We start from the raw sequence: 24,373 nt of genomic DNA, 5'->3' as shown, positions 1-24,373 counted from the left end.
GAAGGGGCTTCCTTCTCAACAATCCAAAATAGCCTCTTCGCTTTCCTCGCCACCGACTTGAGACCTCCGGCCGTCTCCGCATCACGCGGGACGGCCGGAGGTCTTTCCGTGCCGGACGCCGGACCGCCGCCCGGGCCGGCTCGGTTCGGGCCCACTCGGCTCAGCTCGGTTCGGGCCCACTCAGCTCGGCTCGGTTCGGCTCGGTTCGGCTCGGTTCGGCTCGGTTCAGCTCAGGTAGTCGGCCACCAGCTCGGCGAAGGCCTCCGGGGTGAGGACCTCGACACCGAGCTCGGCGGCCTTGACCGCCTTCGAGCTGGGCTTGCCGCTCGCGGAGGGCGCGGAGACCAGGATGGCGGTCTTCGGGCTGACGCTGCTGCCCGCGCGGCCGCCCGCCTTCTCGATCAGTGCGTTCATCGCGTCCCGCCCCTGGCCCTCGAGCGCTCCGGTCATCTTCCCGGTCACCACGACGACCTTCCCGGCCAGCGGCCCCGACTCCTGCGCCGCCGCCGCTTCCTGCGGCTCGCTCATGTTGACGCCCGCCGCGGCGAGCTTGTCGATGACCGGGGCCAGCGCGGCGATCTGCTCGACGATCACCGGGGCCTTCTCCGGACCGATCCCGTCCACGGCCTGCATGGCCAGGGCATCGGCCCGGCGGACGGCGTCCATCGTGCCGAAGTGCCGGGCGATACGGCGCGAGATGCTGCGCCCGGTGCCCAGGATGCCGAGCGCGCAGACGACGCGGCTCAGGGGCCGGGCCTTCGCCGCCTCGATCTGCTCGGCCAGCTTCGCGCCTCGCTTGGCGCTGCCGGAGGCGGTGGTGAGCTGGTCCGGGGACAGGGTGAACAGGTCGGCGACGTCCGTGACGTCACCGGCGTCGACCAGGGCCTTGACGTACGTCCTGCCCAGCCCGTCGATGTCGAGCATCTCGCGCCCGGCGGCGTACTCGATGAGCGCCGGCAGGGCGCAGGCCGCGCCCTGCGCGCAGCGCCACCGCTCCTGCGTCTTGTTGATCTCCCCGCCGCACTGGGGGCACGCCTCGGGCAGCGGCACCTCCGTCGCCCCGGCCGGGCGCAGCGCCACCACGGCGGCCTGGACCCGCGGGATGATGTCGCCCGCCTTGTAGACCGTCACGGTGTCGCCGAGGTGGAGATCACGGCGCCGGATGTCGGCCGGGTTGTGGAGGGTGGCCCTGGTGACCGTGGAGCCGTCGATCAGGACCGGGGCGAGTACGGCGGTCGGGGCGAGCACCCCGGTCCGGCCGACCTCCCACACCACGTCCTCCAGCACGGTCTGCCGCTCGACGGCCGGGAGCTTGAAGGCGACGGCGAAGTAGGGGAACCGGCTGCCCAGTCCCGCCGCTTCCTGCTCGGCCGCGTCGTTGACCTTGATCACGACACCGTCGATACCGAACGGCAGCCCCGCGCGCAGGGCGGCGATCTCGTCCACCCGCTGCTGTGCCTCGGCGAGGGAGGCGACCACGTGCAGTCCGACCGGGGTGTCCGCGGTCGTGCGGACCCCGGCCCGAGCGACCGCGGCCAGGGTCTCGGCGTGCGTGGCTCCGGCGGGCAGGAACGATTCTCCGTCCAGTTCGACCGCGCCGTAGGTCCAGAAGGTCATCATCAGCCGGTACGGGCGGTCCTTGGCCCGCAGCGTGCCGGCCGTGCCGTTGCGGGGGTTGGCGAAGACCTGTGCGCCGTGCGCCGTGCGGACCGCGTTCGCCGTCTCGAACTGCTCCTGGGTGAACAGCACCTCCCCGCGCACCTCGAAGGTGGCCGGCACCGGCAGCCGCTCGGGCAGGCCTTCGATCTGTCCGATGACATGGCTGACGTCCTCACCGGTGCTGCCGTCGCCGCGCGTGATGATCTGCACCAGCCGCCCGGCCCGGTACCGGGCCGCGACGGCCGCGCCGTCCAGCTTCGGCTCCACGGTGAACCCGCCGGCCGGCGCCTTGCCCAGCCTGCGCTGCAGGGACTCGCCCCACGACAGCAGGCCGTCCGGGTTGAACACGTTGTCCAGGCTGAGCAGCCGGGTGGTGTGCGCGACATCGCCGGCCGGGGCGGCGCCGTCGCCGACCTGCCCGGTGGGGGAGTCGGCGGCGGTCTCCTCGGGGTGCTCCGCCTCCCAGGCCAGCACCGCGAGCCGGAGCTGGTCGTAGGCGGCATCGTCCATCGGGCTGTCGCCGTCGGCGTAGTACGCCCCCGAGGCGTCGCGCAGCCGCCCGAGCGCGGCCTCGTACGCGGAGCGGCTGGACGTGCTGGACAGCGCCTGATCGGCGGAAAGGTTCGTCATGGGAGTGATCCTCTCGCGAGCCACTGACAATCGCCCCGGGCCGCTCACCGCCGGCCCCTCCCCGTGGGCGTGCGGGCCGTCAAGGCCCGCACGCCCACCGCGCGTTCATCCCCGTGCCGCGGGCTCCGCCGCCCTCGCCGCGGCGTCCGCCGAGCTGTCGGGCAGGTCCGCCGGGCCTTCGTCGACGGCCGTGCCTTCGTGGACGGTCGGGCGCTCCGCCCAGAACGCCCCGGACGCCGCGCGCCGGGCGAGCATCACCAGCAGCCCTGCGAGGCTCAGGCCCAGGGCGATGACCAGCGGCGGGCCGAGACCGAACCAGGACGTCCCGCCGGAGGAGTTGGCCGGGTCCGCCATGTCGACGACCGCCTCGACGAGCAGCCAGATCAGCATCCCCGCTCCGATGAGCGGGCCGGCGCCGATGAACAGGAACTCGCGCACCCCCGCGGTCAGCAGGCGCCGGTGGTAGACCGCGCAGGCGATACCGGTGAGGGCGTAGTAGAAGGCGATCAGCAGGGAGAGGGCCGTCAGCGAGTCGGCGAGCGCGTTCTCGCTGATCAGGTGGATGAACAGGTACCAGACGGTGGCCGTGCCGGCGACCCACCAGGTGCCGACGGCGGGGGTGCGGTACCGGTCGTGGATCAGACCGAACCGGCGGGGAAGGGCGTGCCTGCGCGCCATGGACAGCGCGGTGCGGGAGGCCGGGATGATCGTCGTCTGGGTCGAGGCGAGCGCCGAGGTGGCGACGGCGAGCAGGACGATCCAGTCCCAGCCGCCGAGGGCCTCGCGGGCCAGGGAGGCGAAGACGGCCTCCTCGTCGTCGGCGTGCGCGGCGAGATAGCCGGTGCCGGCGAACGCGACCACCGCGAAGGCCACGGAGACATAGGTGGCCAGCAGGACCACGGTCGACCAGAGGCCGGCCCGGCCCGGGGCGGAGGAGGGGTCCTTCGTCTCCTCCGTGAGATTGACGGCCGACTCCCAGCCCCAGTAGACGAAGACACCGAGGAGCAGCCCGCCGGTCAGCGCCGTGCTCCCCGCTCCGAACGGGTCGAGCCAGCCGACGGAGGGGCGCAGCGCGCCGAGGGAGCCGGTTCCGGCATAGACCCGGTACAGGGCGACGGCCGCGAAGACGAACAGGCAGACGGTCTGCAGCAGTACGAGGACGTTCTGCAGACGGGCCGCGGCCTGGGTGTCCCGGACGCACAGCGCCGCCATCGTCACGATCACCAGCACGGTGAGCGCCTGGCGGATCAGCGTGTTGCCGGCCCAGCCGTCCAGACCGACGGCCAGCAGGCCGAAGTTGACGGCGACGTCGGCGAGCGAGCCGACCACCAGCACGCCGGTCATGGTGATCGCCCAGCCGCCCAGCCAGCCGGTCGTGGGACCCAGTGCGCGCGTCACCCACGAAAAGGTCGTGCCGCAGTCGGGGTCGGCCCGGTTCAGGTAGTAGAAAGCGGATGCGATGAGCACCATCGGAACGAACGACGCGAGCATCACCCCGGGGGCGTGGACGCCGACCAGGGCGACGATCGGCCCGATCACGGCGGCGAGGGAGTACGCCGGCGAGGTCGCGTTCAGCCCGATGGCGAGGGCGTCGACGAACCCGATCGCGTTCGGTCTGAGCGTGGCGGTGGCGGCGGGCGTCCGCGGGGTGTCTTCGACCATGGTCCCTCACTGGTGCACTGTGAACGGGGCGTGAATGCGATGAGGAAACCCGGGCTCCGCACAGGGGGTCAATGGTGTTGGCATAAGCCTGCCCGGGAGGCCCGGTCAGGCGCGCCCCGCCGCGCCCCCGCCCCCGGCCCCCGCCGCGCCCCCGCCCCCGGCCCCCGCCGCGTCCGCGAGCTGCCGCTCGGCGGTGTCCAGCAGCATCTCCAGCGCGACCGGGTACGCGCTGTGGGGCATCCGGGCGGCCAGCAGTCCCGCGGTGGCCGCGATGTTCGGGTACGCGTCGGCCGGCAGCCTGGCGTACGTCGACTCCCACCGCTCCTCGTCCGACTCGCGGGCCTTGTCCGTCAGCGCGAGGGGCCCCGCGTCGAGCGCCGCGAAGGCCAGGGCCTGGTCGATGTAGGCGTGGTAGATCCGTACGGCGTCCACGTCCGCGAAGCCCGCGCCGCGCAGGCTGCCGAGGATCGCCTCGTCGGCCGCGATCTCGCGCGGCCGGCCGCTCACCCGGCTCGCGGTCAGCAGCGCGGCCTGCGGGTGAGCGAGGTAGGCACCGTGGATGCGCAGCCCGAGTGAGCGCAGGTCCTCGCGCCACCGCCCGGTGGGCACCCAGCCGTCGAGCGCCCGGCCGATCAGCTCCTCGCCGATGGCCAGGGTCAGCCCGTCCATGCCGTCGAAGTACCGGTACAGGGTGCTGGGATCCGCACCCAGAGCGGCGCCCAGCCGCCGGGCGGACAGGCCCGCGCTGCCGTGCTCGCGCACCATCCGCAGGGCCGTCTCGACGATCAGCCGCTCGGAGAGCACCGTCCCCTGCCGGGTCGGGCGCCGCCGCCTGCGGGCCTCCTCCGGGACCACGTCCTTCGCCATCGCCGCCTCCGTCCATCCTTATGCCAACACCATTGACCTTAACTCGGACGGAACGGTTCCATCAGCCCCCTGAGGCGCACGCCTCACCGAGAAAGGACCTCGCCATGCGTGTTCTGCTTGTGGGTGCCGGCGGTGTCGGGAGCGCGATCACCAAGATCGCCGCCCGCCGCGACTTCTTCGACCACTTCGTCGTCGCCGACTACGACCTGTCCCGCGCCCAGGCCGCCGTCGCGGCCCTGGGCGGCGACGAGCAGCGGTTCAGCGCCTGCCGAGTCGACGCCTCCGACGAGGAGGCGGTCACCCGGCTGCTCACCGAGCGCGGATGCGACGTCCTGATGAACGCCACCGACCCGCGCTTCGTGATGCCCCTGTTCAACGCCGCGCTCGCGGCGGGCAGCCACTACCTCGACATGGCCATGTCCCTCTCCCGCCCGCACCCCGACCACCCGCACAGCGAATGCGGCGTGAAGCTCGGCGACGAGCAGTTCGAACGGGCGGAGGAATGGGAGAAGTCGGGCCGCCTCGCCCTCGTCGGCATGGGCGTCGAGCCCGGACTCTCCGACGTCTTCGCCCGCTACGCCGCCGACCACCTCTTCGACGACATCGAGGAGATCGGCATCCGCGACGGAGCGAACCTGGCCGTCGAGGGCTACGACTTCGCCCCGTCCTTCAACATCTGGACGACGATCGAGGAGTGCCTGAACCCGCCCGTGGTCTACGAGCGCGAGCGCGGCTGGTTCACCACCGAGCCGTTCAGCGAGCCCGAGGTCTTCGACTTCCCGGAGGGCATCGGCCCCGTCGAGTGCGTCAACGTCGAACACGAGGAGGTGCTCCTCGTCCCGCGCTGGGTCGGGGCCCGCCGGGTCACCTTCAAGTACGGCCTCGGCGACGACTTCATCGGCAAGCTCAAGACCCTCCACGCCCTCGGCCTGGACTCCACCGCACGGGTCGCGGTCCGCGGTGAGGACGGCAGCGAGGTCCGGGTCTCACCCCGCGACGTGGTCGCCGCCTGCCTGCCCGACCCGGCGACGCTCGGGGACCGGATGACCGGAAAGACGTGCGCCGGCACCTGGGTCAAGGGCACCAAGGACGGTCTGCCCCGCGAGGTCTACCTCTACCACGTGGTCGACAACCAGTGGTCCATGCGCGAGTACGGCTCCCAGGCCGTCGTCTGGCAGACCGCCGTCAACCCGGTGGTGGCCCTCGAACTCCTGGCCACCGGCGTCTGGTCGCAGCCCGGCGTCCTGGGTCCCGAGGCCCTGCCGCCGCTCCCGTTCCTCGACCTGCTCACCGGGTACGGCTCCCCGTGGGGCATGCGGGAACAGGGCGAAACCCCGGCCAACTGACCGTCCGGCACACCGGAGGGGCAGCGCTTCGACGCGAGAGCTGGTGCCCACCGCGCCGCGCACCGAACGGCCCGCCGGGTTCCAGGCCGGGGCCGCCGTCCTGGAACCCGGCGAGCCACGGCGAGTTCGCCCGCCCCGAGCTCATGGGCCCCTTCCCGCTCTGCCGGAAGCAGCGGAAGCAGCGGAAGTAGCGGAAGTGGCGGAACACTCCAAGATCCACTTGCGATCCTTGTCTCCGGTGGGGCCACCGTCCGTGTCCGTCCTGTCGCAGACTGACGGGACGTGGCGGCCCGGCCGGTCGCCGCCTCCTAGGCCGTCTCTTCCGGATCTTGCCGGGCCCGGCCCGCCCGGCACGGCACCTCATCCCCCAGACTCCGTCCGGGGGGACCCCCAGGTTGTCGGGGCACTCGAGTACGTCCAGTACACGAGCGCCCCTCCGCCCGGGGGCACCTCCCAGCGGTAGCTGGGGGAGATGCACCGCACCGGACGACCCGGGCTCATCCGACAAGATCCGAAAGAGACGGCCTAGGCCCGACCGACCCAAGGACTGCAAGCATGAGCAAGCGCGTTCTCACCCCCCGCAACCGGGGATTTCTCTTCCTCGACTCCCACCCGGCGGGCTGCGAGCGGCTGGTGGCCGACATGTGGCAGGACTGCCCCGACCCCGCCGAGCTGCCGGAGGGGGCCGGACCGGTGGCCCTGATCATCGGCTCCTCGGCCGGCTACGGCCTGGCGGCCACGGTCGCCGGACTCAAGCGCGCCGGTGTGCGCGGCATCGCGGTCTCCTTCGAGAAGGCCCCCACCGAACGGCGTACCGCCACGGCCGGCTGGTACCGCACCGCGGCCACCGCCGACCTCGCCCGTACCGCCGGTCGGGATCTGGTCTTCCTCAACGGCGACGCGTTCTCCGACACCATGAAGAACGAGGTCGCCGACCTCATCGAGCAGCGTTTCGGCGGCCGGCTGGACTACCTGATCTACTCGGTCGCCGCGCCGAGGCGCACCGACCCCGACACCGGCACCACCCACGCCTCCGTCCTCAAGCCGATCGGCCGGGCGAACCGCACCAAGACCCTCGTCTTCGACGACCGGGGCGTGCCCGCGGTACGCGAGGTCGAGACCGGGCCGGCCGAGGGCGATGACGTCGAGCAGACCGTGGCCGTGATGGGCGGGGCGGACTGGGAACGCTGGATCGACCACCTGGCCGGCCGCGGACTGCTCGGCGAGGGCTTCGCCACCGCCGCGCTGTCGTACATCGGCTCGCCGCTGACCGCGGCCATCTACCGGCAGGGCACCATCGGCGCGGCCAAGGCCCACCTGGAGGCCACCGCCCGCACTCTGAACGAGCGGCTCGGCACGACGCTCGGCGGGCGGGCCGTGACCTCCGTCAACGGCGCCGCCGTCACCCAGTCCTCCACCGCCATCCCCGGCATCGCCCTGTACACCGGGCTGCTGCGCGGCGTCCTCGGAGCGGACCTGGTCCCGCCGGTGCAGCAGCTCGCCGCCCTGTGGGACCAGCTCACCGGTACGGCGCCGCTCGCCCTGGACGACGAAGGCCGGGTCCGCCTGGACACCTGGGAACTCACCGACGACGTCCAGGCGGCCGTCGCCGGGCGCTGGGAGGCCGCCACGACCGACACCATCGCCGCTCTCGCCGACCTCGACTGGTTCCACACCGAGGTCCAGCGCCTGTACGGCTTCGCCGTGCCGGGCGTCGACTACACCGCCACGGTGGCCACCGACGTTCCCTGGCCCGTTCCCACCCCCTGATTCCGGCACGGGATCCGCTCCGGCGGGATGGTGGCGGTCACTTCACCGAGCCCGCCATCACCCCCTGGACGAAGTGCCGCTGGAAGGCGAAGAAGACGATCAGCGGGACCACCAGGGACAGGAACGCCCCGGGCGCGAGGACGCCGATGTTGCTCCCGAACTGCCGCATCTGGGACTGCAGCGCGACCGTGAGCGGCTGGGACCCGCTGTCCGCGAAGAGCAGCGCCACGAGCATGTCGTTCCAGACCCAGAGGAACTGGAAGATGGCCAGGCTCGCGATGGCCGGGCGGCCGAGCGGCAGCACCAGCCGCGAGAAGATCCGCCACTCGCTGCCGCCGTCCATCCGGGCGGCTTCCAGCATCTCGCGCGGTATCTCGGCGAAGTAGTTGCGCAGCAGGAAGATCGCGAACGGCAGCCCGTAGGCGACGTGGAAGAGGACCACGCCCGCGACCGTGCCGAACAGCCCCACCGCGCCGAAGAGTTTGGCCACGGGCAGCAGCCCGATCTGTACGGGTACCACGAGCAGTCCGACGACCACCAGGAAGACGGCGTCCCGGCCGGGGAACTCCAGCCACGCGAAGGCGTATCCGGCGAGTGCCGCGATGGCGACCACCAGGGCGGTGGTGGGCACGGAGATCAGGACGGTGTTCCCGAAGGCCGCCGCCATACCGGAGTCCTTCAGCAGGGCCGAGTAGTTGTCCAGGGACAGCTGGGACGGGTCGGTGAGCGCGGTCCACCAGCCGTCGGCGGCGTTGTCCCCCTCGGAACGCACGGAGGAGATGAGCAGGCCCGCCAGCGGGGTGATCCACACCAGGGCGACCAGCATCAGCGCGCCCTGGACGAGGGAGTTGCTCAGCAGGCGCGACAGCCGCTTCCCGCGCCGGCGCCCTGGTCCGTGCGCGGGCCCCTTCGCCGGCGGGCCGGGGACGGAGCGGACCGCCGTCGTCCGCCGGGACGGTCGTCGCTCGATGGTGCCGCGGCCGCTCATGCTCCACTCCTTCGGAAGCGCCGGATGTTGAAGACCATCGCCGGGACGACGAGCAGGAGGAGCACCACGCTGAGCGCGCTGCCGAGCCCCTGGTCGTTGCCGCCGCCGAAGGAGACCAGCCACATGCGGGTGGCCAGCACGTTCGCCTCCTCCTGGACCGGTCCGGGCGCGATGATGTAGACGAGGTCGAAGACCTTCATCACGTTGATCACCAGGGTCACGAAGACGACGGTGAGCACCGGAGCGAGCAGCGGCACGGTGATCTTGCGGAAGATCTGGCCCTCGGAGGCGCCGTCCATCCGGGCCGCCTCCAGGGCGTCCCGCGGGATGGCCGCGAGGCCGGCGCCGATCAGGACCATCGCGAAGCCGGTCCACACCCACAGGTAGGCGCCGATGATGGCCGGTGTCACCAGCGCCGGTCCGAGCCAGTTCACCCCCTGGTACGGGGCCGCGAAGTTGGCCGCGGGCAGCCTGACGGTGTACGGGCCGTCGGCCAGCCCGGTGAAGCGGAACGACCCGTCCTCGGCCGTGACGGCGGTGGCGGCCACCCGGCCGTCCCGTACCGCCTCGACCGTCATGCCGGGCAGCCCGCTCTCGCCCGGGTCGATCCGGCCCGGGGTACCGGCGCCGCCGGGGGCGAAGTCGAAGTAGACGACACCCCCGACGGTGTCCGGCCGGTCCGCCGCCGGGGCCGCGGCCTTCGCCCCGGCCGGCATCGCGTCGGGTGCCACCCCGATGAGGCCGAGAGCGACCGACCGGCCCGGGCGGACGGCCTCCTCGGTGCTGTACGGGCCGCCCGGCCCGCCCGTCAGGCCCTGGCCCTCCCGGGCCCGGGCCGTCGGATAGGCGGCGGTGTCCACGAAGCTGTCGTGGACACCGACGACGGCGGCGTTGAGAACGCCCCGGGCCGGGTCCTGTTCGTAGGCGAGCCGGAAGATGATGCCCGCGGCGAGGAACGACACGGCCATCGGCAGGAAGAGCACGAGTTTGAACGCGGTCGCCCAGCGCACCTTCTCAGTGAGCACGGCGAGCATCAGCCCGAGTCCGGTCAGCAGGGTCGGGGCGACGACGACCCAGAGTGCGCTGTTGCGGATCGCCTTGAGGGTGGCCCGGTCCTGCACGATCGCCGCGTAGTTGGCGGCTCCTACGAACCGGTCGCCGTCGGCGTCGAAGAGGCTGCGGCCGAAGGAGAAGAGGACCGGGTAGACGACCAGCGCGCCGAGCAGCAGCAGGGCGGGCAGGACGAAGACGATCGCGAGGCGGCGTTTTCTGCGCTGGGCCCGGCGCCGCCCGTCGGCGGCGCCGCGGGCGGCGGTCATGGTGTCAGCCATGGGAGGCGCCTCAGTTCCCGTAGGCCTTGGCGGCCTCGGCCTCGAGCTTCGCGGCCGTGCCCCGCGGGTCCGACGGGTCGCGCAGGAAGTCCTGGAGGAGCTTCCACTCGCCCGCGCCCTTGGTGCCGCCGAACGCGGCCGGGGCCTGGTCCGACATGTCGAAGCGGATGGAGTCGCCCGCCGCGATGAGCGAGTCGGCCGTGCTGCGGGTGGTCTCGTCGCCGTACGCGGTGATGTCGAGCTCCTTGTTGGGGGACAGGAAGCCGCCGGCGCGGGCCCAGACCTCGGCGGCCTCGGGGCTGGACAGGAATTCGAGCAGCTTCATGCCGGCCTTGCCGTTCTTCGCGTCCTTGAGGACGACGGCCGCGTCACCGCCGCTGACGACCGGCGCCTTGCCGCCGTCGACCGCGGGGAACGGGAAGAACTTGGCGTCCTTGCCGGGCTTCTTGCCGAACTGGTCCTTGGCGATGCCGCCGACGAAGTCGCCCTCGTAGACCATGGCCGCCTTGGGCCCGGGGCCGAAGACCTGCGCGACCGACGTGGGGAAGTCGGTGCTCAGGGCTGTCTGGGCACCGCCGGCGACGAGCTGCTTGTCCTTGAACAGTTCGCCGAGGGTGGTCAGCGCCTTGACCACGCTGTCGTCGGTCCACTTGAGCTTGTGCTGGGCGAGCTGGTCGTACTTCTCCGGTCCGGCCTGGGAGAGGTAGATGTTCTCGAACCAGTCGGTGAGGGTCCAGCCGTCCTCGCCGGCTATGGCGAAGGCGGGGCGGCCGGAGTCGGCGAGGGTGCGGCCGGCCTTCAGCAGGTCGGCGTAGCTCGTGGGCTCGTTGACACCGGCCTGGGCGAAGGCCTCCGGGGCGTACCAGACGGTCGACTTGTGGGCGGCCTTGAAGTAGAGGCCGTAGTAGGTGCCGTCGACGGTGCCGTAGTTCCGCCACACCGGGGCGAGGGAGGAGCCGGCCTTCCGGGTGGTCTGCTCGGACAGGGGCTGGAGCCAGCCCTCCTTGGCGAACTGCTGGAGCACCCCCACCTGGGGAACCAGCACCACGTCGGGGGCGTTGCCGCCTTCGATCTTGCTGCCGACGAAGGTGGAGACGTTGTCGCCGGAGGGGACGAAGACCGTCTTGGCGCCGGTCTTCTCGCTGAAGGCGTCCAGGACCTTCTTGAAGTTCTGCTGCTCGCTGCCGGTCCAGACGCCGGTCACGGTCACGGTCTGGCCGCTCAGTTCGCCGCTGCTCTCGGGTCCGGTGGTGTTGCCGCAGGCGGTGGCACCGAGGGCGAGGGCGAGGGCCGCCGATGCGGTGGCCGCGGTCCGCCGGGTCGTCTTGCTGGGTCGTCGCATGAGGGAGTCCTTGTCTGGAGGTCCGGGACGCGGGGCGGGGCCCGGACTGCGCGGGGGAGGAAGGGGGAGGGAGAAGAGGAGAGCGGAGGAAGCGGAGGAGGTCAGGGGCCGGTGGTCACGGGGCGGGGCATTCGGCCGTCCACCAGGCGGCGGTCGCCGCGGGCAGGACCCCGTCGGGACAGGGGCCGCTGGCGAGCAGCGGAGTCCCCGGGACCGGGGCGGGGACCGGCTCGGTGCCGAAGTTCACCGCGCAGACCAGGCCGTCGCCGCGGCTGATCGCCAGCACCTGAGGAGGCGTGTCCAGCCAGCGCAGCGGGCCTTCGCCGAGCTGCGGCAGGGTGCGCCGCAGCTGGAGCCCGTCGCGGTAGAGGTGCCAGAAGGAACGGGTGTCCGCCAGGGCGCGGTCGGTGGCGTGTTCGGCGAACCACTCGGGCTGCGGCAGCCACGGCTTGGCGCCGGCCGCTTCCCCGGAGAAGCCGAACGGCGAGGCGTGCCCGGACCAGGGCAGCGGCACGCGGCAGCCGTCCCGGACGTGCTTGCGGCTGCCCGTACGGTGGAAGATCGGGTCGGTGAGGACCTCGTCGGGCAGGTCGAGGACCTCGGGGAGGCCGAGCTCCTCGCCTTGGTAGACGTAGGCGGCGCCGGGCAGCGCGAGCATCAGGAGCGCCGCGGCGCGGGCGCGGGCGGCCCCCAGTCCGCTGCCTTCCACCCCGGGCTCGCCCGCGTAGCGGGTGACCGTGCGGACCTGGTCGTGGTTGTTGAGGACCCAGGTGACGGTGGAGCCGGTGCCGGCGATGTCGCGCATCGCGTCGGTGATCGTCGTGCGGAAGGCGTCGGCGTCCCAGGGGGCGCTCAGCAGGTCGAAGAAGAACGCCTGGTGCAGTTCGTCGGGGCGGACGTACTCGGCGTGCTCGCGCGCGGTGGGCACGGACACCTCGCCGACCAGCAGCCGCTCGCGGCCGTCCCGTGCGGTGTACTCCTCGCAGACCGAGCGCCAGCGCCGCCACACGCCGTGGACCTCGGGCTGGTTCCAGGCCAGCTGGTTGACGGCGTCGCGGGCCCGCTCGTCGGCTCCCGGGTCGTCCGAATCCGGCAGCTCGGGGTGCTTGAACAGTCCGGCGGCGACATCGATGCGGAAGCCGTCGACCCCGCGGTCCAGCCAGAAGCGCAGCACCTCCTCGAAGTCGTCGCCCACGGCCGGATCGCGCCAGTTCAGGTCGGGCTGCTCGGGCGTGAAGAGGTGCAGGTACCACTCGCCGGGGGCGCCGTCGGGCCCGGTGGTCCGGCTCCAGGCGGGGCCGCCGAACATGGCGCGCCAGTTGTTGGGGGGCTCCGTTCCGTCCGGGCCGCGGCCGGGAGCGAAGTGGAAGCGGGCGCGTTCGGCGCTGCCCGGCTTCGCGGCGAGCGCGCTCCGGAACCACGGGTGCTCGCTGGAGCAGTGGTTGGGAACGATGTCGAGGAGCAGCTTCAGCCCGAGCCGGCGGGCGTCGGCCACCAACCGGTCGAATTCCGCGAGGTCGCCGTAGACCGGGTCGACACCGCGGTAGTCGGCGACGTCGTAGCCGTGGTCGTGCTGCGGCGACGGGTAGAAGGGGCTGAGCCAGATGCCGTCGACACCGAGCCTGCGCAGGTAGGGGAGCCCGGCCCGGACGCCGGCCAGGTCTCCGATGCCGTCCCCGGTGCTGTCGAGGAAGCTGCGGACGTAGACCTGGTAGATCACCGCGTCGCGCCACCAAGGGGCCGATGAGGTGGCGGTGGGGGAGGGGTGGCCGGTAGCGGCCGGAAGGGTGCTGAGCATCTCGCGTCGACCTGTCTGCTGAATGCGAGAGCGCTCCGGATCGGTGCGCTGTTATGCATGCATGTTAAGTAGCAGCGACTGGAAGGTGTCAACGATGTGTCCAGAAACAGTGAAAAGCTGGGGTGGTTTGTACGTGATTGCCCGGATGCATGAGGAAGGGCCTCTACTTAACATGTAAGTAGAGGCCCTTGAGAGAGGGGGACGGAAGAGTGCGATCAGCCCGTGCGGGAGATGGTCCCGAGCTCGCGTGCGAGCCGCGCCGCCGCCTGCTCCGGCGTCTGGCGCAGCGCCAGCAGGTCCTGCGCCACGGCCTGCACGGCGAGGCTCACCTGGTCGTAGCGCGGACTCTTGGGACGCGGCACCGCCGACAGCACGCTCTCGCGCAGCGTGGGCAGGTACGGATACGCCCGGATCAGCTCGGGGTCCTCGTACAGCGCGGCGCGCACCGGAGGCAGCGAGCCCTTGGTGAGCACCTGTCGCTGGACCCGCTCACTGGTGAGGTACGCGATCAGGTCGGCCGCCGACGCCGGATGGCGCGCATGGCTGCTCACGGCGAGGTTGGAGCCGCCCAGCACACTGGTGCCGGGCCCGTCCGGCCCGGGCAGCGGCACGGCGCCGAACCTGCCCGCGACCTTCGAGCCCTCCGCGCCCGCGTCCGCGTACACGTAGGGCCAGTTCCGCAGGAACAGCAGCCGGCCCTCCTGGAAGGCCCGCCGCGACTCCTCCTCCTTGTAACCGAGCGCGTCGCGGGAGATCCAGCCCTCCCGCACACCGTCCGCCAGGAACCGCAGCCCGGCGCGCGCCGCGTCCGAGTCCACGCTCACGCGGGCGCCGTCGTCGCGCAGGATCGAGCCGCCCGCCGAGTGCACGGCCTCGGTGACGTTGACCGTGAGCCCCTCGTACGGCAGGAACTGACCGGCATAACCGTCCAGTCCGTACTTCGGGGCGATCGTGCGCGCCTGGCGCGCCAGCTCGTCCCAGGTGCGCGGCGGACGCTCGCCCTCCCGGTCCAGGAGGTCCTTGCGGTAGTAGAGCAGCCCCGCGTTGGTGACGTACGGGACCGCGTACAGCCGGCCGTCGAAGGTCGCGGTGTCGACGACGGGCCGCAGGAAGGAGTCCAGCGGGAAGCGCTCACGGCGGAGCGGGGAGATCCATCCGGCCGCCGCGAACTCCGACGTCCAGGCGACGTCGATGTTCAGCACGTCGAACCGGTCGCGGCCCGAGCGCAGCTCACTGATCATCTGGGCCCGGGTCTCGTCCGCCGAGTCGGGCAGCTCGACGAGCGTGACGCGCTCGCCGGGATGGGCGTCGTTCCACTCCGCCAGGAGCGGGGGGAGGTAGTCCGTGAGATCGCCCGCCGTGACGAGCGTCAGGGGACCGCGGCCCCGGTCCTCGGAAGCCGCGCCCGCCCCGGCGTGGACGCCGAGACCGGTGTAGCCCGCCAGGACGACCGCTCCGACCAGGAGAGCTCTACCCGCGGCACGCATCCACCGCATAGATTCCTCCCAGTACACGATCCGGCTGCGTCGCCGACCATCGTGGCCTATATATACCCGTTAGGCATGGGCGATACTAGACGCGCAGGCAGACGAGACGGACGGCGGCGCAATTCGGCCCGCTGCCGAGTGAACCGTTGACTACGGAGCGGGAAGGAGGGGGAGCGAGTGCGGCTGGCGCTCCTTGCGCTCCTCACCCGTAGCCCTGCGCACGGTTACGAGCTGAAGCAGGACCTTGAGAAGCTCCTGGGCGCCGCGTACCCTCAGCCCAACGTCGGCCAGATCTACGTCACCCTCGGGCGGCTGGAGAAGAGCGGCCTCATCGAGGGCGAGGACGTCGAGCAGTCGGGACGCCCCAACAAGCGCACGTACAAGCTGACGGACGCCGGACGCGAGGCCGTACTGGCCTGGTTCGAGGACACCGCCGAGGAGCCCCGGGTACGGGACGAGTTCTTCATGAAGCTCGCACTCGCGCCGCAGTCGGGTCTCGCCGATCCGGTCGCACTGATCAACAAACAGCGGCGGCAGTACCTCAACACCATGCGGGACCTGTCCAAGCTGGCCGCGGCGGAGGACCGCGACAACAAGATCTCCCAACTGCTGATCGAGGGCGCCATGCTGCACCTGCAGGCCGACCTCGACTGGCTGGAACGCTGCCAGGAGGAGCTGGAATGAGCGACGACGCCACCACCGCCGCTCCTGGCGCGTCCGCCGAGCCCATCGTGCGGGCCGAGGGCCTGACCAAGACGCACCACGGCGAGGGCGTACCGGTGCACGCCGTACGCGGGGTGGACCTGTCCGTCCGGCCCGGCGAGTTCGTCGCGGTCACCGGACCCTCCGGAGCCGGCAAGTCCACGCTCCTGCACCTGCTGGGCGGCCTCCAGCGCCCCGACAGCGGGAAACTGTGGATCGGCGGGGAGCGGGTCGACGAGTACCGCGAGGCCCGCTGGGCGGTCCTGCGGCGCCGCAGCATCGGCGTCGTCTTCCAGTTCTTCAACCTGGTCTCCAACCTCACCGTCGCCGACAACGTCGAACTCCCCGCCCTGCTCGCCGGAGCCTCCCCGAAGGCCGCCCGCGCATCCCGTGCCGAACTGCTCGCCGAACTCGGCCTCGAAGGCCGCGAACGCTCCATGCCCGGCGAGCTGTCCGGCGGCGAGCAGCAGAGGGTCGCACTCGCCCGCGCCCTGGTCAACCACCCCGCACTGCTGCTCGCGGACGAGCCGGCCGGCAGCCTCGACAGCAAGGGCACCCGCGAGGTGCTGCGGCTGCTCTCCCGCTTCCACCAGCGCGGCCAGACGATCGTGATGGTCACCCACGACGCCCGGATGGCCAGCGCCGCCGACCGCGTCATCAGCTTCTTCGACGGGCGCATAGCCGACGACGCACAGCTCGGCGGCGGACGCCGCGGGCCGGCCCGCGGCGTCTCCGGCGTGCTGGACCTGGACCTGGAACTCAAGGAGTGACCGTGCGGGCCACGCTGCGCTGGGCGCACGCCGACTTCCGCGCACACCGCGGCGAAGCCCTCTTCGTCGTCCTGGCCAGCGCCGGGATCATCGCCTCGCTCCTGCTCGCCGGCGCACTGTTCGGCTACGCCGCCAACCCCTGGCAGCGCGTCTTCAACCAGTCCCACGGCGCACACATCTGGCTGCACACCGGCGCCGGTGCGGACACGGCCGCCCTGTCCCGGGTGGACGGGGTCGCCGCCCTCTCCGGGCCCTACCGCACGACCGCGACGACGGTCGAGTCGCGCGGTGCCCGGGTCGGGGTGACGCTGCGCGCCGCCGCGACCGTGCCCCCGGAGACCGCACGGCCGCTCGTCACCGACGGCAACTGGCTCGCCGGACCCGACAGCACCGGCACCGGTGCCGTCGTCCTGGAGGCCTCGGTCGCGCGGGCCCTGTGGGCCGAGCCGGGCGACACCGTACGGGTCACCGGCCCGGACGGAGCCCCGCACGCACTGCGGGTCAGCGGGATCGCCGAGGTCGCCGAGCCCCGCTACCACCCGGGCGGCGGGCCCGGCATCGGCTGGGTCCTCGACGACACCCTCGACGAGGTCGCCCACGGCGACACCGGGCAGAGCGTGGGCCTGCGCCTGCAGGATCCGGACGACACCGACTTCACCGTCCAGCGGGCCGTGACCGTCCTCGGCGCCGACCGGGTCGCCCAGGTCACCAAGTGGCAGCAGGCACGGGCCGAGGCGGGCGGCGACGACCGGCTGCTCGGGCAGATGTTCGCGGTCTTCGGACTCGGCGCGCTGCTCGCGGCCGCGCTCGCCGCCGCCGGAGCGATCGGCGCCCGCGTCCGCGGCCAGTTGCGGGACATCGCGATCCTCAAGGCCGTCGGCTTCACCCCCGGCCAGGTGACCCGCGGCTTCCTCGTACAGCACCTGGCCTTCGCCCTTCTCGGCGTGACCCTCGGCACGGCGGCGATCGCCCTGCTGGGCGCCCGGATACCCGGACGGATCGGGGAGGCGACGGCGGTGTGGCAGGACCTGCCCGGCCACACCGCGCTCATGATCGGCATCCCGTGCGGCGCGGTGCTGCTGATCGCGGCCGCGACCGGACTCTCGGCCTGGCGGGCCGGACGGGTCCCGCCCGTCCCGGTGGCCCGGGCGGCGCTGCCCTCCGCCGCGCCGATGACGGCACTCGGCCGGCGGGCCCTCGGAACACGCGTGCCGCCCGCCCTGGTCCTGGGGTGGCGTGCGGCCTTCCCGCGGCGCGGCCGGACGCTCCTCCCCGTCGCCCGGCTCGCCCTGCCGCTGGTCCTCATCACCGTCGCACTCGTCGCCTGGTCGACGCTCGACCAGTTCCGCAGCCGACCCGCGCAGATGGGACTCCCCGCGGCACTGACCGTACGGGCCGGGCAGCCGGCCGGGGCCTCCGACGCGGAACTGGAGCGGACCCTCGCCGAGGTCCCGGGCGTCGCCGCGGTCCACCCCGGCGCCGAGATGGCGGCGCTCGTGCCGGGGCAGACCGGCACCATCACGCTCCGCGGCCTGGGTACGGCCCGGGACCCGTACCCCGCCAAGGTCGTGGAAGGGCGCGCCGTCAGCGGTCCGGACGAGGCGGTGGCCGGACAGGGGCTGCTCGACCTCCTCGGGGTACGGGTCGGCGCGTGGGTGCGGATGACCGTCGAGGGGCGTCCGCAGATCCTGCACGTCGTCGGCCGCACCATCGAACCCGAATCCGGGGGCCGGGTGATCACCACGACCATCGACGCCCTGCGCGAGCGCGACCCGGGGCTGCGGCCCGAGTTCCACGCCCTCGTGCTGCGTGAGGGCGCGGACCCCGAGACGGTGAGCGCCGCGCTCGCCGGGGCGGCGGCCGGAACGCTGGAGGTCCGGGAGACGCCGAACCCGGTCGACCGGCTGGAACCGGCGCGCGCGGTGATCGCCGCCCTGATCGCGGTCCTGGCGCTGATCGGGCTGATCGAGCTGCTGACCCTGATCGGTACCGGCGTACGGGACCGCGGCCGGGACCTGCTCGCGCTGAAGGCGATCGGGCTGACACCCCGGCAGATCGGCGCGATGATCGTGACGGCCGCCGGGCTGACGGCGCTGGCCTCCGCCGTGGTGGGTACGACGGTGGGCGTGCTGTCCGGCAGATGGCTGGTGGACACCCAGGGCGCGTCGAGCGGCATCGGCGCGGGCATCGCCCAGCTGCCGCCGCTGCCCGTGCTGTCGATGGTGATCGTCGGGGCGGTCCTGGGCGCGGTGGTGGCGGCGGCGCTGCCGGCGACCCGGGCGGCCCGACGGCGCCCGGCCGACTCGCTGAGCGAGACACTCTGACCCTCCGGACGGAACACCTGATCGCGACCTGGACCATCAGGGCCCGGCAGATCAGGGGCGACGTCTCCGCCCGTGACGTCGAGCACCGCATCGGCGGCCTTCTCCCCGAAGACCGCGGCCATCCGGGCACGAGCCTCCCGCCGGCTGATCAACGTGAGGACACGCCGGAAACTCGATCGCACATGAGGTCAACAGGATTCCCGGCGCCCTGCGAGGCCGGTGTCGCGCATGATGCGCTCGACCGTGTCGGCCAGTGTGCTGTCGGCTCCGATGACGGTCTCGACGCCGCCGGGAAGGAGGTCGCGCCCGCGGTACCAGTCCCGCAGTTCTCGCTCGGTGACCTGCGCCAGATAATCGGGGTCGGCCTTCGAAGCATGGCGGGTCAGTGTCTCCTCGATCGGGATGTCGAGGTAGTAGCAGCGGGACACCCCACGATGGTCGCCGAGCAGGCCCGCGAGCATGTCGCCGTATCGGTCGGCGTACAGGATTCCCTCGACGACCACGTGATAGCCGGCGTCCAGTGCGTGGCGGGCGACCGTGTCGATCAGCCCGATGTTCGCGCCGCCGGGCACATCACGTTCTCGCAATACGATCCGCCGCAGGTTGTCCTGGCCGACGAGGGCCAGGCCACGGCCGAAGCGGTCGCGGATCCCCGCCGCCACCGAGGACTTGCCCGATGCCGAGTTCCCCCGGAGGACCACGAGCCGGGTCTCTTCACCTCCCGTGATCGTTCGGGGCACGCCACCGACCCCCGAGCGGTCCGCGGCGCGGTGTTCGGGTTCCGTCCCGTCGGGCGGGGGCGGGCCGGGCAGGAGGTGGGTACGGTCGATGCCGTCCGCGGCGTACTCGACGAGGTCGCCCGGCTGCTGGAAGTGCACGGCGGCGGGCAGGCCGGCCCGGTAGGCGTCCAGGCCGGCCCGGCAGTACGCGACCATCGGCTCCGGCAGAGAGCCCAGCGGGTACCAGCCCATGCCGTCACACCGGTCCGGCTCCCGCACCCGGGGCAGGCCCGCCCACCGTCGTACCTCGAAGAAGATGCCGATCCGCGAACCGCTGCCCCGGGGAGGGCGGTGGTGGACGGTGACCGCCGCGGTCACGTCCGGCGCCGCGATGAGGACACCGGTCTCCTCGCGGGCCTCCCGGATCACCGCCTCCACCATGTCCTCGCCGGGGTCGAGGTGCCCGGAGGGCAGGTGCCACAGGCCGGTCGCGTACACGGGCCCGGCCCGGCGCGACAGCAGCACCTCCGGGCCGCGGCCGCCGTCGCGGCGCAGGAGGAGGTGGACGTCGACCGGCACCGTGTGCCGGGGGCCGCCGCTCACGATGCGGCCCGGGGGCGGCGGCCCCGGAGACCGCGGTCGTGGGGACGGTCCGGTGTTCCGGCGACGGCGACGGCGACGGCGAAGCGGATCGAGGTCATGGGTGGTTCATGCCCAGCCGAGCTCGGAGTAGAGGCGGCCGGCCCGGATGCCCTCGACGGCGGCCCGGGCGTAGGGGACGACCGGTTCGGGGAGGTCGTCGGCCGGCCACCAGCCCCAGGACAGGCAGCGGTCGGGTTCGCGCACCTCGGGTGTGCCGTGCCAGCGCCGCGCACGGAACACGAGCTGGATACGGGGCCGGCCGCCCGGTCGGTCCACGACGTGCACGACGTGGACCAGTTCCACATCGTCCGGGTCGATGCCCAGGCCGGCCTCCTCCTCCGCCTCCCGCACCAGGCAGGCGACGGCGGATTCCTGCTCGCAGTGTCCGGCGAGGAAGTGATGGGTGGACGCGGCGAAGGCGGAGTCCGGGTGCCGCAGTCCGAGCAGGATCCGCCCGTCCCGTTCGAGGTAGAGGTGAACGCCGACGATGTTCCGCAGTGCGCGGCCGCCGGGCCGCGCCTGGGCCGGTACGGCGGCCGGGGCGAGGCCCCGGGCCTGGTGGAGGTCGATGACCTCCTTCGTCCACGGGCACATCGTCAGGAAGGGGATCGTGGCCGCGTCGAAATGGCGGAACATGATGCCTTCGGGACACGGGAGTTCGTCGGCGTCGCCGTCCCAGGCCCCCAGATACACCTGGATTCGGCCCTCGGCCGGCCCGTCCGGCCCGGGCCCGTGGCAGGCGACGATCGTGAAGGGCTCCAGAGGCACCGTCAGGCCGGTCTCCTCGAGGAGTTCCCGCTCGACGGCCTGCGCCGCCGTCTCCTCGCCCTCCCGGCCTCCGCCAGGGACCGACCACGTGCCCGGATCGCAGATGTTCTTGTTGGCGTCGCGCAGATGCAACAGGTACCGGCCTCGCGAGTCGACCAGCAGTGCGGCGGTGCCGTGCGGTTCGACGGATTCGTTCATCGATGCTCCTTCACTGGTGCCCTGGAGAACGGTCCGGATACGGGGCCGTCACGGCCGAACCGGGGGCATCGCGCGAACCCGTGTCCGGATGCGAGGCGGGGCCCGTGCGGGCTCGGGCCGACCGGGCCGACCGGTCCCGAAACTCGCTCGAACCGGTCGGTCTCACTCCTGCGGGGTCAGGCGTTCCACCATGCATCCGTGCCGCAGCTGACCTCGTAGTGCCACCATCCTTCGTCCCGGCCCCGGTTCAGGAGGGCCTTGATCCCGGCGAAGTCCGCCCCTGCCTCCGCGGTCAGGGACAGCATGGGGAAGTCCTCGCTGAAGACCTCGCCACCGAGACCGAACTCCGAAAGGCGCTGGTGCACCGCCTGCGGGCTGCGCCCCAGGGGACCGGTGGGCACGGGCACCACACGGATCGTGCAGTTGCCGGAGGAACTGACCAGCCCGACGGCCCAGTGGAGCCCGTCGGAGTCGGTCCGGTACCGCACGACATCCCCCTCGGCCACCCCGTCCTGCAGGAAGGGGCAGTTCTCCACGCTCGCGGTGTCATCTCCGAGCTTCGACGCCCACAGGCCCTCGATGTCCTGCGGCAACCACCCCTCGCGCGGGACGAACCGGAACCACACCTTGATCTTCTCGACCACGTTCTCCATGAGCGCCATCATGCGCTGTTCGTCGATGACACCGCGGGCCGGTTCCGACCGGATGGTCCCGGGATCAGTGGGAGCCGGGGCGGGTGGCACGGACGTGGTCGGTCTCGAAGCGCTGGAAGGCCGCCTCCTGCCGCCACTCGACCTGCGCCTTCGGGCTGGCTTTCAGGAACCGGGCGCACCGCTCGCCCGGGTGCTCGGCGCCCTGCCGCTCCTTGGCACACGCCCCGGTCGGCCGGTATCCGGTACGGACGTCACGGTTCCACAGGCCTCGGCCGGGCAGGAACGAGTGTTCCAGGGAGGCCCGGGCCAGGTCCTTCAGCTCCGGGTAGCCGAGTCCGTACATCTCCGCCGCCCTGCGGTACTCGTCGGTGATCTCGATCCGGGACACGCCCGGGTCGTCGGTGGCGAGGACGACCGGCACGCCGTGGCGGCGGTAGGTGGCGAAGGGGTGCGCGTCGCCGGAGACGCGCAGGATCTGCTCGTTGCTGTGGAAGGGGACCTCGACCGCGATGCGCCGCTCGGCCATGTAGCGCATGAGCGACTCCCAGCGGTCCTCGTGCAGGACGGACACACCGTGCCCGATCCGCTCGGCGCGGCCGGTCTGGGCGGCCTCCCTGATGTGGAAGGTGAGGTCCTCCGGCTTGACCAGGCCGGGCACCAGCTCGCCCGCGTGCAGGGTGATGTGCGCCTTCGGGTACTGGGTCTTGAGGTAGTTCAGCATCCGCATGTGCAGGCGGTAGTCGCGCAGGGCGACCGGGTCGTCCTCCGGCTGCACCAGGTTCACGGCGACGAAGCGCGGGTCGCGCTCGGCCAGCCGCATGCCGAGCGCCATCTGGGTGAACACCCGCTCCGGGGTGCCGGCGCGGGCGACCTGGGAGATCCACCGGTACGGCAGGGAGCACGCGTCGTCGGGCTGTGGAGTGTCGCAGTGCGCGGCGGTGCGGAACTCGACATCCGTGCTGTCGGCATCGGCGCGGGCCTGCCGTACGACCGCGTCCAGGCCCCCGCCGGCGAGGAGCTTGTCGTGCATGCGGTCGAGGTCGGCGTCGTAGCCGACCCGGTCGGCGAGCTCACGGGCCTGGCCGGAGGCCGGGGAGATCATGGTCTCCAGGTAGAACTGGTTCTGCCGGGCGGCGGAGCCCGCGACCTCCGCGAGCATGCGGCCCGGGTGTCGCCAGGTCACCTCGCCGAACTTGCCGAAGGTCGCGAAGAAGTGGTCGTGGCCGTTGCCGTCCGCCGGGAAGTCCTGCATCGACCAGGCCCGGATGACCTGCTGGCGGAAGGCGGCGTCGGTGACGGCGTCGGCGGCGGGCCGGGTGCCTGCCCCGCACGGCGGGGGCACCGCGGTGGTGGTGTCGGTGGTGATGCACAGGCCGTCCTCGGCGGCGAGTTCGATCAGGAACTCGGTGGTGACCGCTCCGGACAGGTGGTTGTGCAGGTCACCACCCTTGGGGAGGTCGGCGAAGAAGTCCCCGGCCCGGCCGGGCCCGTGGGCCGGGGGCGTGACGGAGGCGGGGGCGGAGGCCGCGTAGGCGGAGGCGGGTGTGAGCAGGGCGAGGGCGGAGAGCGCACCGATAAAGTGGGATGGGATCACGGGCACATGGTGGTGAAGCGGACCACCGAGGGGCGGTATGCCGTGCCGGGCGCCTTGCCGTGTCACCCGGGAGGCCCCGCAGAGGATCGTTCCTTCCGGCGGGGACCGCACCCACCACCTGCGCACCGGCATGAGAGAGGTGCCCGGGTCGTGGTCAGGACTTCGGCACGGTGTTGATGTAGTTGGTGCCGGAACTGTAGAAGCCGTCCACCGTTTTCTGGACCTCCGATTGGGAAACAGCCTCACCGGCCTTGTAGTAGAACCAGTTGACCTTCATGTCCCATGTGCGCGGACCGCCGGTGAAGGGAAGGTCGATGAACCAGTTGCTGAAGTGGATGTCCATTTTCTCGCGCGGTACGTACTTGCCCGAGCTGGTGAACAGCTCCTTGCCGTCAAGGGAATAGGTGACCTTTCCGTTCACGGCGGTGATCATCATGATGTGCCAGCCATCAAGGTGCCGCTTGAGCGTGTGGCTGACTCGGTCCGGCGGATCGGCCTGGTACCAGCTGACGTTGTCGAGCTGCGAACCCACCGAACCCCAGCCGCCGTTCGGCAGGTACTCGTGGTCGAGTTCGCTGTAATTCGCCGAGGATTCCGAGGAGGAGATCGGAAAGAAGGTCTGGACGACGTGGTCGCCGTTGCGACCGCTCGTGGGCTTGGCGCTGAAGTAGACCCGAGCGGCGTAGGTCCCCGTGAAGAGGTCGGTGCCGGTGCTCTGCACCTCGACCTGCCTGGTGCCCTGCTTGGTGCCGTCGGTGGAGGCCTGCAGTTGCAGGACCCTGCCCCCCTGGGCGGTCGTGTCGGCGGGGAAGCCGACGCCGGCGCCGGACCAGGTGTCCTTGATCCCCGGGCTGCCCGCGCCGTTGCGGACCTCCCAGCCGTTGGCGGTGAGCGAGGGGTCGTCGGGCCCGCTGTACTGGAAGCCGTCGAACAGCGTTCCCGGCGGTCCGGACGGGGTCGGCGAGGCGCCGGGGGCCGCGGCATCGGCACCCCTGTCGGAGGCGGGGCCGCCGGAACACGCGGCGAGCAGACACAGGAGGGCAGGCAGTGTGAGCGCGGTCCACACGCGGCGACGAGAGGTGCGGCGGGGCTGACTCACGGGGGCTCCTTGGGGCATGGGGGG

18 protein-coding genes and 1 pseudogene are annotated in these 24,373 nt (G+C 72.2%); 5 read left to right on the top strand and 14 right to left on the bottom strand.

Going from position 1 to position 24,373, the window contains the following annotated elements; all coding sequences use genetic code 11:
- Nucleotides 1-225 precede the first annotated feature (225 nt).
- The 3 genes from ligA to JYK04_RS02565 all read right to left on the bottom strand — a co-directional run bounded on the left by ligA (nucleotide 226) and on the right by JYK04_RS02565 (nucleotide 4,818).
- Nucleotides 226-2,289, bottom strand: coding sequence for an NAD-dependent DNA ligase LigA (gene ligA / locus JYK04_RS02575; RefSeq protein WP_189743482.1), 2,064 nt, complete (start codon nucleotides 2,287-2,289; stop codon nucleotides 226-228).
- Nucleotides 2,290-2,394: 105 nt separating this feature from the next.
- The gene (locus tag JYK04_RS02570; protein ID WP_189743480.1) at nucleotides 2,395-3,951 is read right to left on the bottom strand and encodes an APC family permease; all 1,557 of its coding nucleotides are present in this window, start codon (nucleotides 3,949-3,951) and stop codon (nucleotides 2,395-2,397) included.
- Nucleotides 3,952-4,056: 105 nt separating this feature from the next.
- Nucleotides 4,057-4,818, bottom strand: a complete 762-nt coding sequence (locus JYK04_RS02565) for a TetR/AcrR family transcriptional regulator (protein WP_229876440.1) — start codon at nucleotides 4,816-4,818, stop codon at nucleotides 4,057-4,059.
- 104 nt (nucleotides 4,819-4,922) lie between these two features.
- Between JYK04_RS02565 and JYK04_RS02560 the strand changes: the two genes are divergently transcribed.
- The gene (locus JYK04_RS02560) at nucleotides 4,923-6,164 is read left to right on the top strand and encodes a saccharopine dehydrogenase family protein (RefSeq protein ID WP_189743478.1); all 1,242 of its coding nucleotides are present in this window, start codon (nucleotides 4,923-4,925) and stop codon (nucleotides 6,162-6,164) included.
- A 555-nt stretch (nucleotides 6,165-6,719) separates the two neighbouring features.
- On the top strand, nucleotides 6,720-7,934 hold the full coding sequence (gene fabV / locus JYK04_RS02555; protein ID WP_189743476.1) for an enoyl-[acyl-carrier-protein] reductase FabV: 1,215 nt from the start codon (nucleotides 6,720-6,722) through the stop codon (nucleotides 7,932-7,934).
- A 37-nt stretch (nucleotides 7,935-7,971) separates the two neighbouring features.
- Here the strand turns inward: fabV and JYK04_RS02550 are convergent, their stop codons facing one another.
- From JYK04_RS02550 to JYK04_RS02530, 5 genes are all read right to left on the bottom strand, one after another.
- Nucleotides 7,972-8,760 (bottom strand): carbohydrate ABC transporter permease, encoded by a 789-nt coding sequence (locus tag JYK04_RS02550; protein ID WP_229876498.1) that lies wholly within the window; start codon nucleotides 8,758-8,760, stop codon nucleotides 7,972-7,974.
- Between the two features lie 158 nt (nucleotides 8,761-8,918).
- Entirely contained in the window at nucleotides 8,919-10,253 is a 1,335-nt protein-coding gene (locus tag JYK04_RS02545) for an ABC transporter permease (RefSeq protein WP_189743472.1), read from the bottom strand.
- A 10-nt stretch (nucleotides 10,254-10,263) separates the two neighbouring features.
- Complete coding sequence (locus JYK04_RS02540; protein WP_189743470.1) at nucleotides 10,264-11,595, bottom strand: ABC transporter substrate-binding protein; 1,332 nt, start codon at nucleotides 11,593-11,595, stop codon at nucleotides 10,264-10,266.
- Between the two features lie 115 nt (nucleotides 11,596-11,710).
- On the bottom strand, nucleotides 11,711-13,393 hold the full coding sequence (locus tag JYK04_RS02535; protein ID WP_189743468.1) for a glycoside hydrolase family 13 protein: 1,683 nt from the start codon (nucleotides 13,391-13,393) through the stop codon (nucleotides 11,711-11,713).
- Nucleotides 13,394-13,608: 215 nt separating this feature from the next.
- Nucleotides 13,609-14,889, bottom strand: coding sequence for an ABC transporter substrate-binding protein (locus JYK04_RS02530; RefSeq protein WP_189743466.1), 1,281 nt, complete (start codon nucleotides 14,887-14,889; stop codon nucleotides 13,609-13,611).
- Nucleotides 14,890-15,057: 168 nt separating this feature from the next.
- Here JYK04_RS02530 and JYK04_RS02525 point away from each other — a divergent pair, with 168 nt between their 5' ends.
- The 3 genes from JYK04_RS02525 to JYK04_RS02515 are packed head-to-tail and all read left to right on the top strand — an operon-like array spanning nucleotide 15,058 to nucleotide 18,676.
- Nucleotides 15,058-15,564 carry a PadR family transcriptional regulator gene (locus tag JYK04_RS02525; RefSeq protein ID WP_189743464.1) on the top strand — a complete coding sequence of 169 codons (507 nt, stop codon included), beginning with the start codon at nucleotides 15,058-15,060 and terminating at the stop codon, nucleotides 15,562-15,564.
- On the top strand, nucleotides 15,561-16,352 hold the full coding sequence (locus JYK04_RS02520) for an ABC transporter ATP-binding protein (protein WP_189743462.1): 792 nt from the start codon (nucleotides 15,561-15,563) through the stop codon (nucleotides 16,350-16,352). The genes JYK04_RS02525 and JYK04_RS02520 overlap by 4 nt, the downstream gene beginning before the upstream one ends.
- Before the next feature lie 2 nt (nucleotides 16,353-16,354).
- Nucleotides 16,355-18,676: an ABC transporter permease gene (locus JYK04_RS02515; RefSeq protein ID WP_189743460.1), complete on the top strand. Its 2,322-nt coding sequence runs from the start codon at nucleotides 16,355-16,357 to the stop codon at nucleotides 18,674-18,676.
- 188 nt (nucleotides 18,677-18,864) lie between these two features.
- Here the strand turns inward: JYK04_RS02515 and JYK04_RS02510 are convergent, their stop codons facing one another.
- From JYK04_RS02510 to JYK04_RS02485, 6 genes and pseudogenes are all read right to left on the bottom strand, one after another.
- Entirely contained in the window at nucleotides 18,865-19,404 is a 540-nt protein-coding gene (locus JYK04_RS02510) for a P-loop NTPase family protein (protein WP_189743710.1), read from the bottom strand.
- Between the two features lie 219 nt (nucleotides 19,405-19,623).
- A pseudogene (locus JYK04_RS40960) lies at nucleotides 19,624-19,974 on the bottom strand (NUDIX domain-containing protein); the annotation flags it as partial.
- Nucleotides 19,975-20,103: 129 nt separating this feature from the next.
- Nucleotides 20,104-21,003, bottom strand: coding sequence for an NUDIX hydrolase (locus JYK04_RS02500; RefSeq protein ID WP_189743458.1), 900 nt, complete (start codon nucleotides 21,001-21,003; stop codon nucleotides 20,104-20,106).
- 176 nt (nucleotides 21,004-21,179) lie between these two features.
- Nucleotides 21,180-21,668 carry a DUF4265 domain-containing protein gene (locus JYK04_RS02495; protein WP_189743456.1) on the bottom strand — a complete coding sequence of 163 codons (489 nt, stop codon included), beginning with the start codon at nucleotides 21,666-21,668 and terminating at the stop codon, nucleotides 21,180-21,182.
- Between the two features lie 52 nt (nucleotides 21,669-21,720).
- Nucleotides 21,721-23,250 (bottom strand): adenosine deaminase family protein, encoded by a 1,530-nt coding sequence (locus JYK04_RS02490; RefSeq protein WP_373297481.1) that lies wholly within the window; start codon nucleotides 23,248-23,250, stop codon nucleotides 21,721-21,723.
- A 154-nt stretch (nucleotides 23,251-23,404) separates the two neighbouring features.
- Entirely contained in the window at nucleotides 23,405-24,349 is a 945-nt protein-coding gene (locus JYK04_RS02485; protein ID WP_189743452.1) for a glycoside hydrolase family 16 protein, read from the bottom strand.
- Nucleotides 24,350-24,373: the final 24 nt, after the last annotated feature.

Origin of the sequence: Streptomyces nojiriensis (assembly GCF_017639205.1) — a bacterium.
Taxonomy (GTDB): Bacteria; Actinomycetota; Actinomycetes; order Streptomycetales; family Streptomycetaceae; genus Streptomyces; species Streptomyces nojiriensis.
Note: the sequence above shows the minus strand (reverse complement) of the source record. Positions and strands in the feature narration are given on the sequence as shown.

Excerpts from the sequence above, each read along its gene's own strand:
- ligA (WP_189743482.1), bottom strand. The coding sequence starts at position 2,289 with ATGACGAACCTTTCCGCCGATCAGGCGCTGTCCAGCACGTCCAGCCGC.
- JYK04_RS02570 (WP_189743480.1), bottom strand. The coding sequence starts at position 3,951 with ATGGTCGAAGACACCCCGCGGACGCCCGCCGCCACCGCCACGCTCAGA.
- JYK04_RS02565 (WP_229876440.1), bottom strand. The coding sequence starts at position 4,818 with ATGGCGAAGGACGTGGTCCCGGAGGAGGCCCGCAGGCGGCGGCGCCCG.
- JYK04_RS02560 (WP_189743478.1), top strand. The coding sequence starts at position 4,923 with ATGCGTGTTCTGCTTGTGGGTGCCGGCGGTGTCGGGAGCGCGATCACC.
- fabV (WP_189743476.1), top strand. The coding sequence starts at position 6,720 with ATGAGCAAGCGCGTTCTCACCCCCCGCAACCGGGGATTTCTCTTCCTC.
- JYK04_RS02550 (WP_229876498.1), bottom strand. The coding sequence starts at position 8,760 with ATGCTGGTCGCCCTGGTGTGGATCACCCCGCTGGCGGGCCTGCTCATC.
- JYK04_RS02545 (WP_189743472.1), bottom strand. The coding sequence starts at position 10,253 with ATGGCTGACACCATGACCGCCGCCCGCGGCGCCGCCGACGGGCGGCGC.
- JYK04_RS02540 (WP_189743470.1), bottom strand. The coding sequence starts at position 11,595 with ATGCGACGACCCAGCAAGACGACCCGGCGGACCGCGGCCACCGCATCG.
- JYK04_RS02535 (WP_189743468.1), bottom strand. The coding sequence starts at position 13,393 with ATGCTCAGCACCCTTCCGGCCGCTACCGGCCACCCCTCCCCCACCGCC.
- JYK04_RS02530 (WP_189743466.1), bottom strand. The coding sequence starts at position 14,889 with ATGCGGTGGATGCGTGCCGCGGGTAGAGCTCTCCTGGTCGGAGCGGTC.
- JYK04_RS02520 (WP_189743462.1), top strand. The coding sequence starts at position 15,561 with ATGAGCGACGACGCCACCACCGCCGCTCCTGGCGCGTCCGCCGAGCCC.
- JYK04_RS02500 (WP_189743458.1), bottom strand. The coding sequence starts at position 21,003 with ATGAACGAATCCGTCGAACCGCACGGCACCGCCGCACTGCTGGTCGAC.
- JYK04_RS02495 (WP_189743456.1), bottom strand. The coding sequence starts at position 21,668 with ATGATGGCGCTCATGGAGAACGTGGTCGAGAAGATCAAGGTGTGGTTC.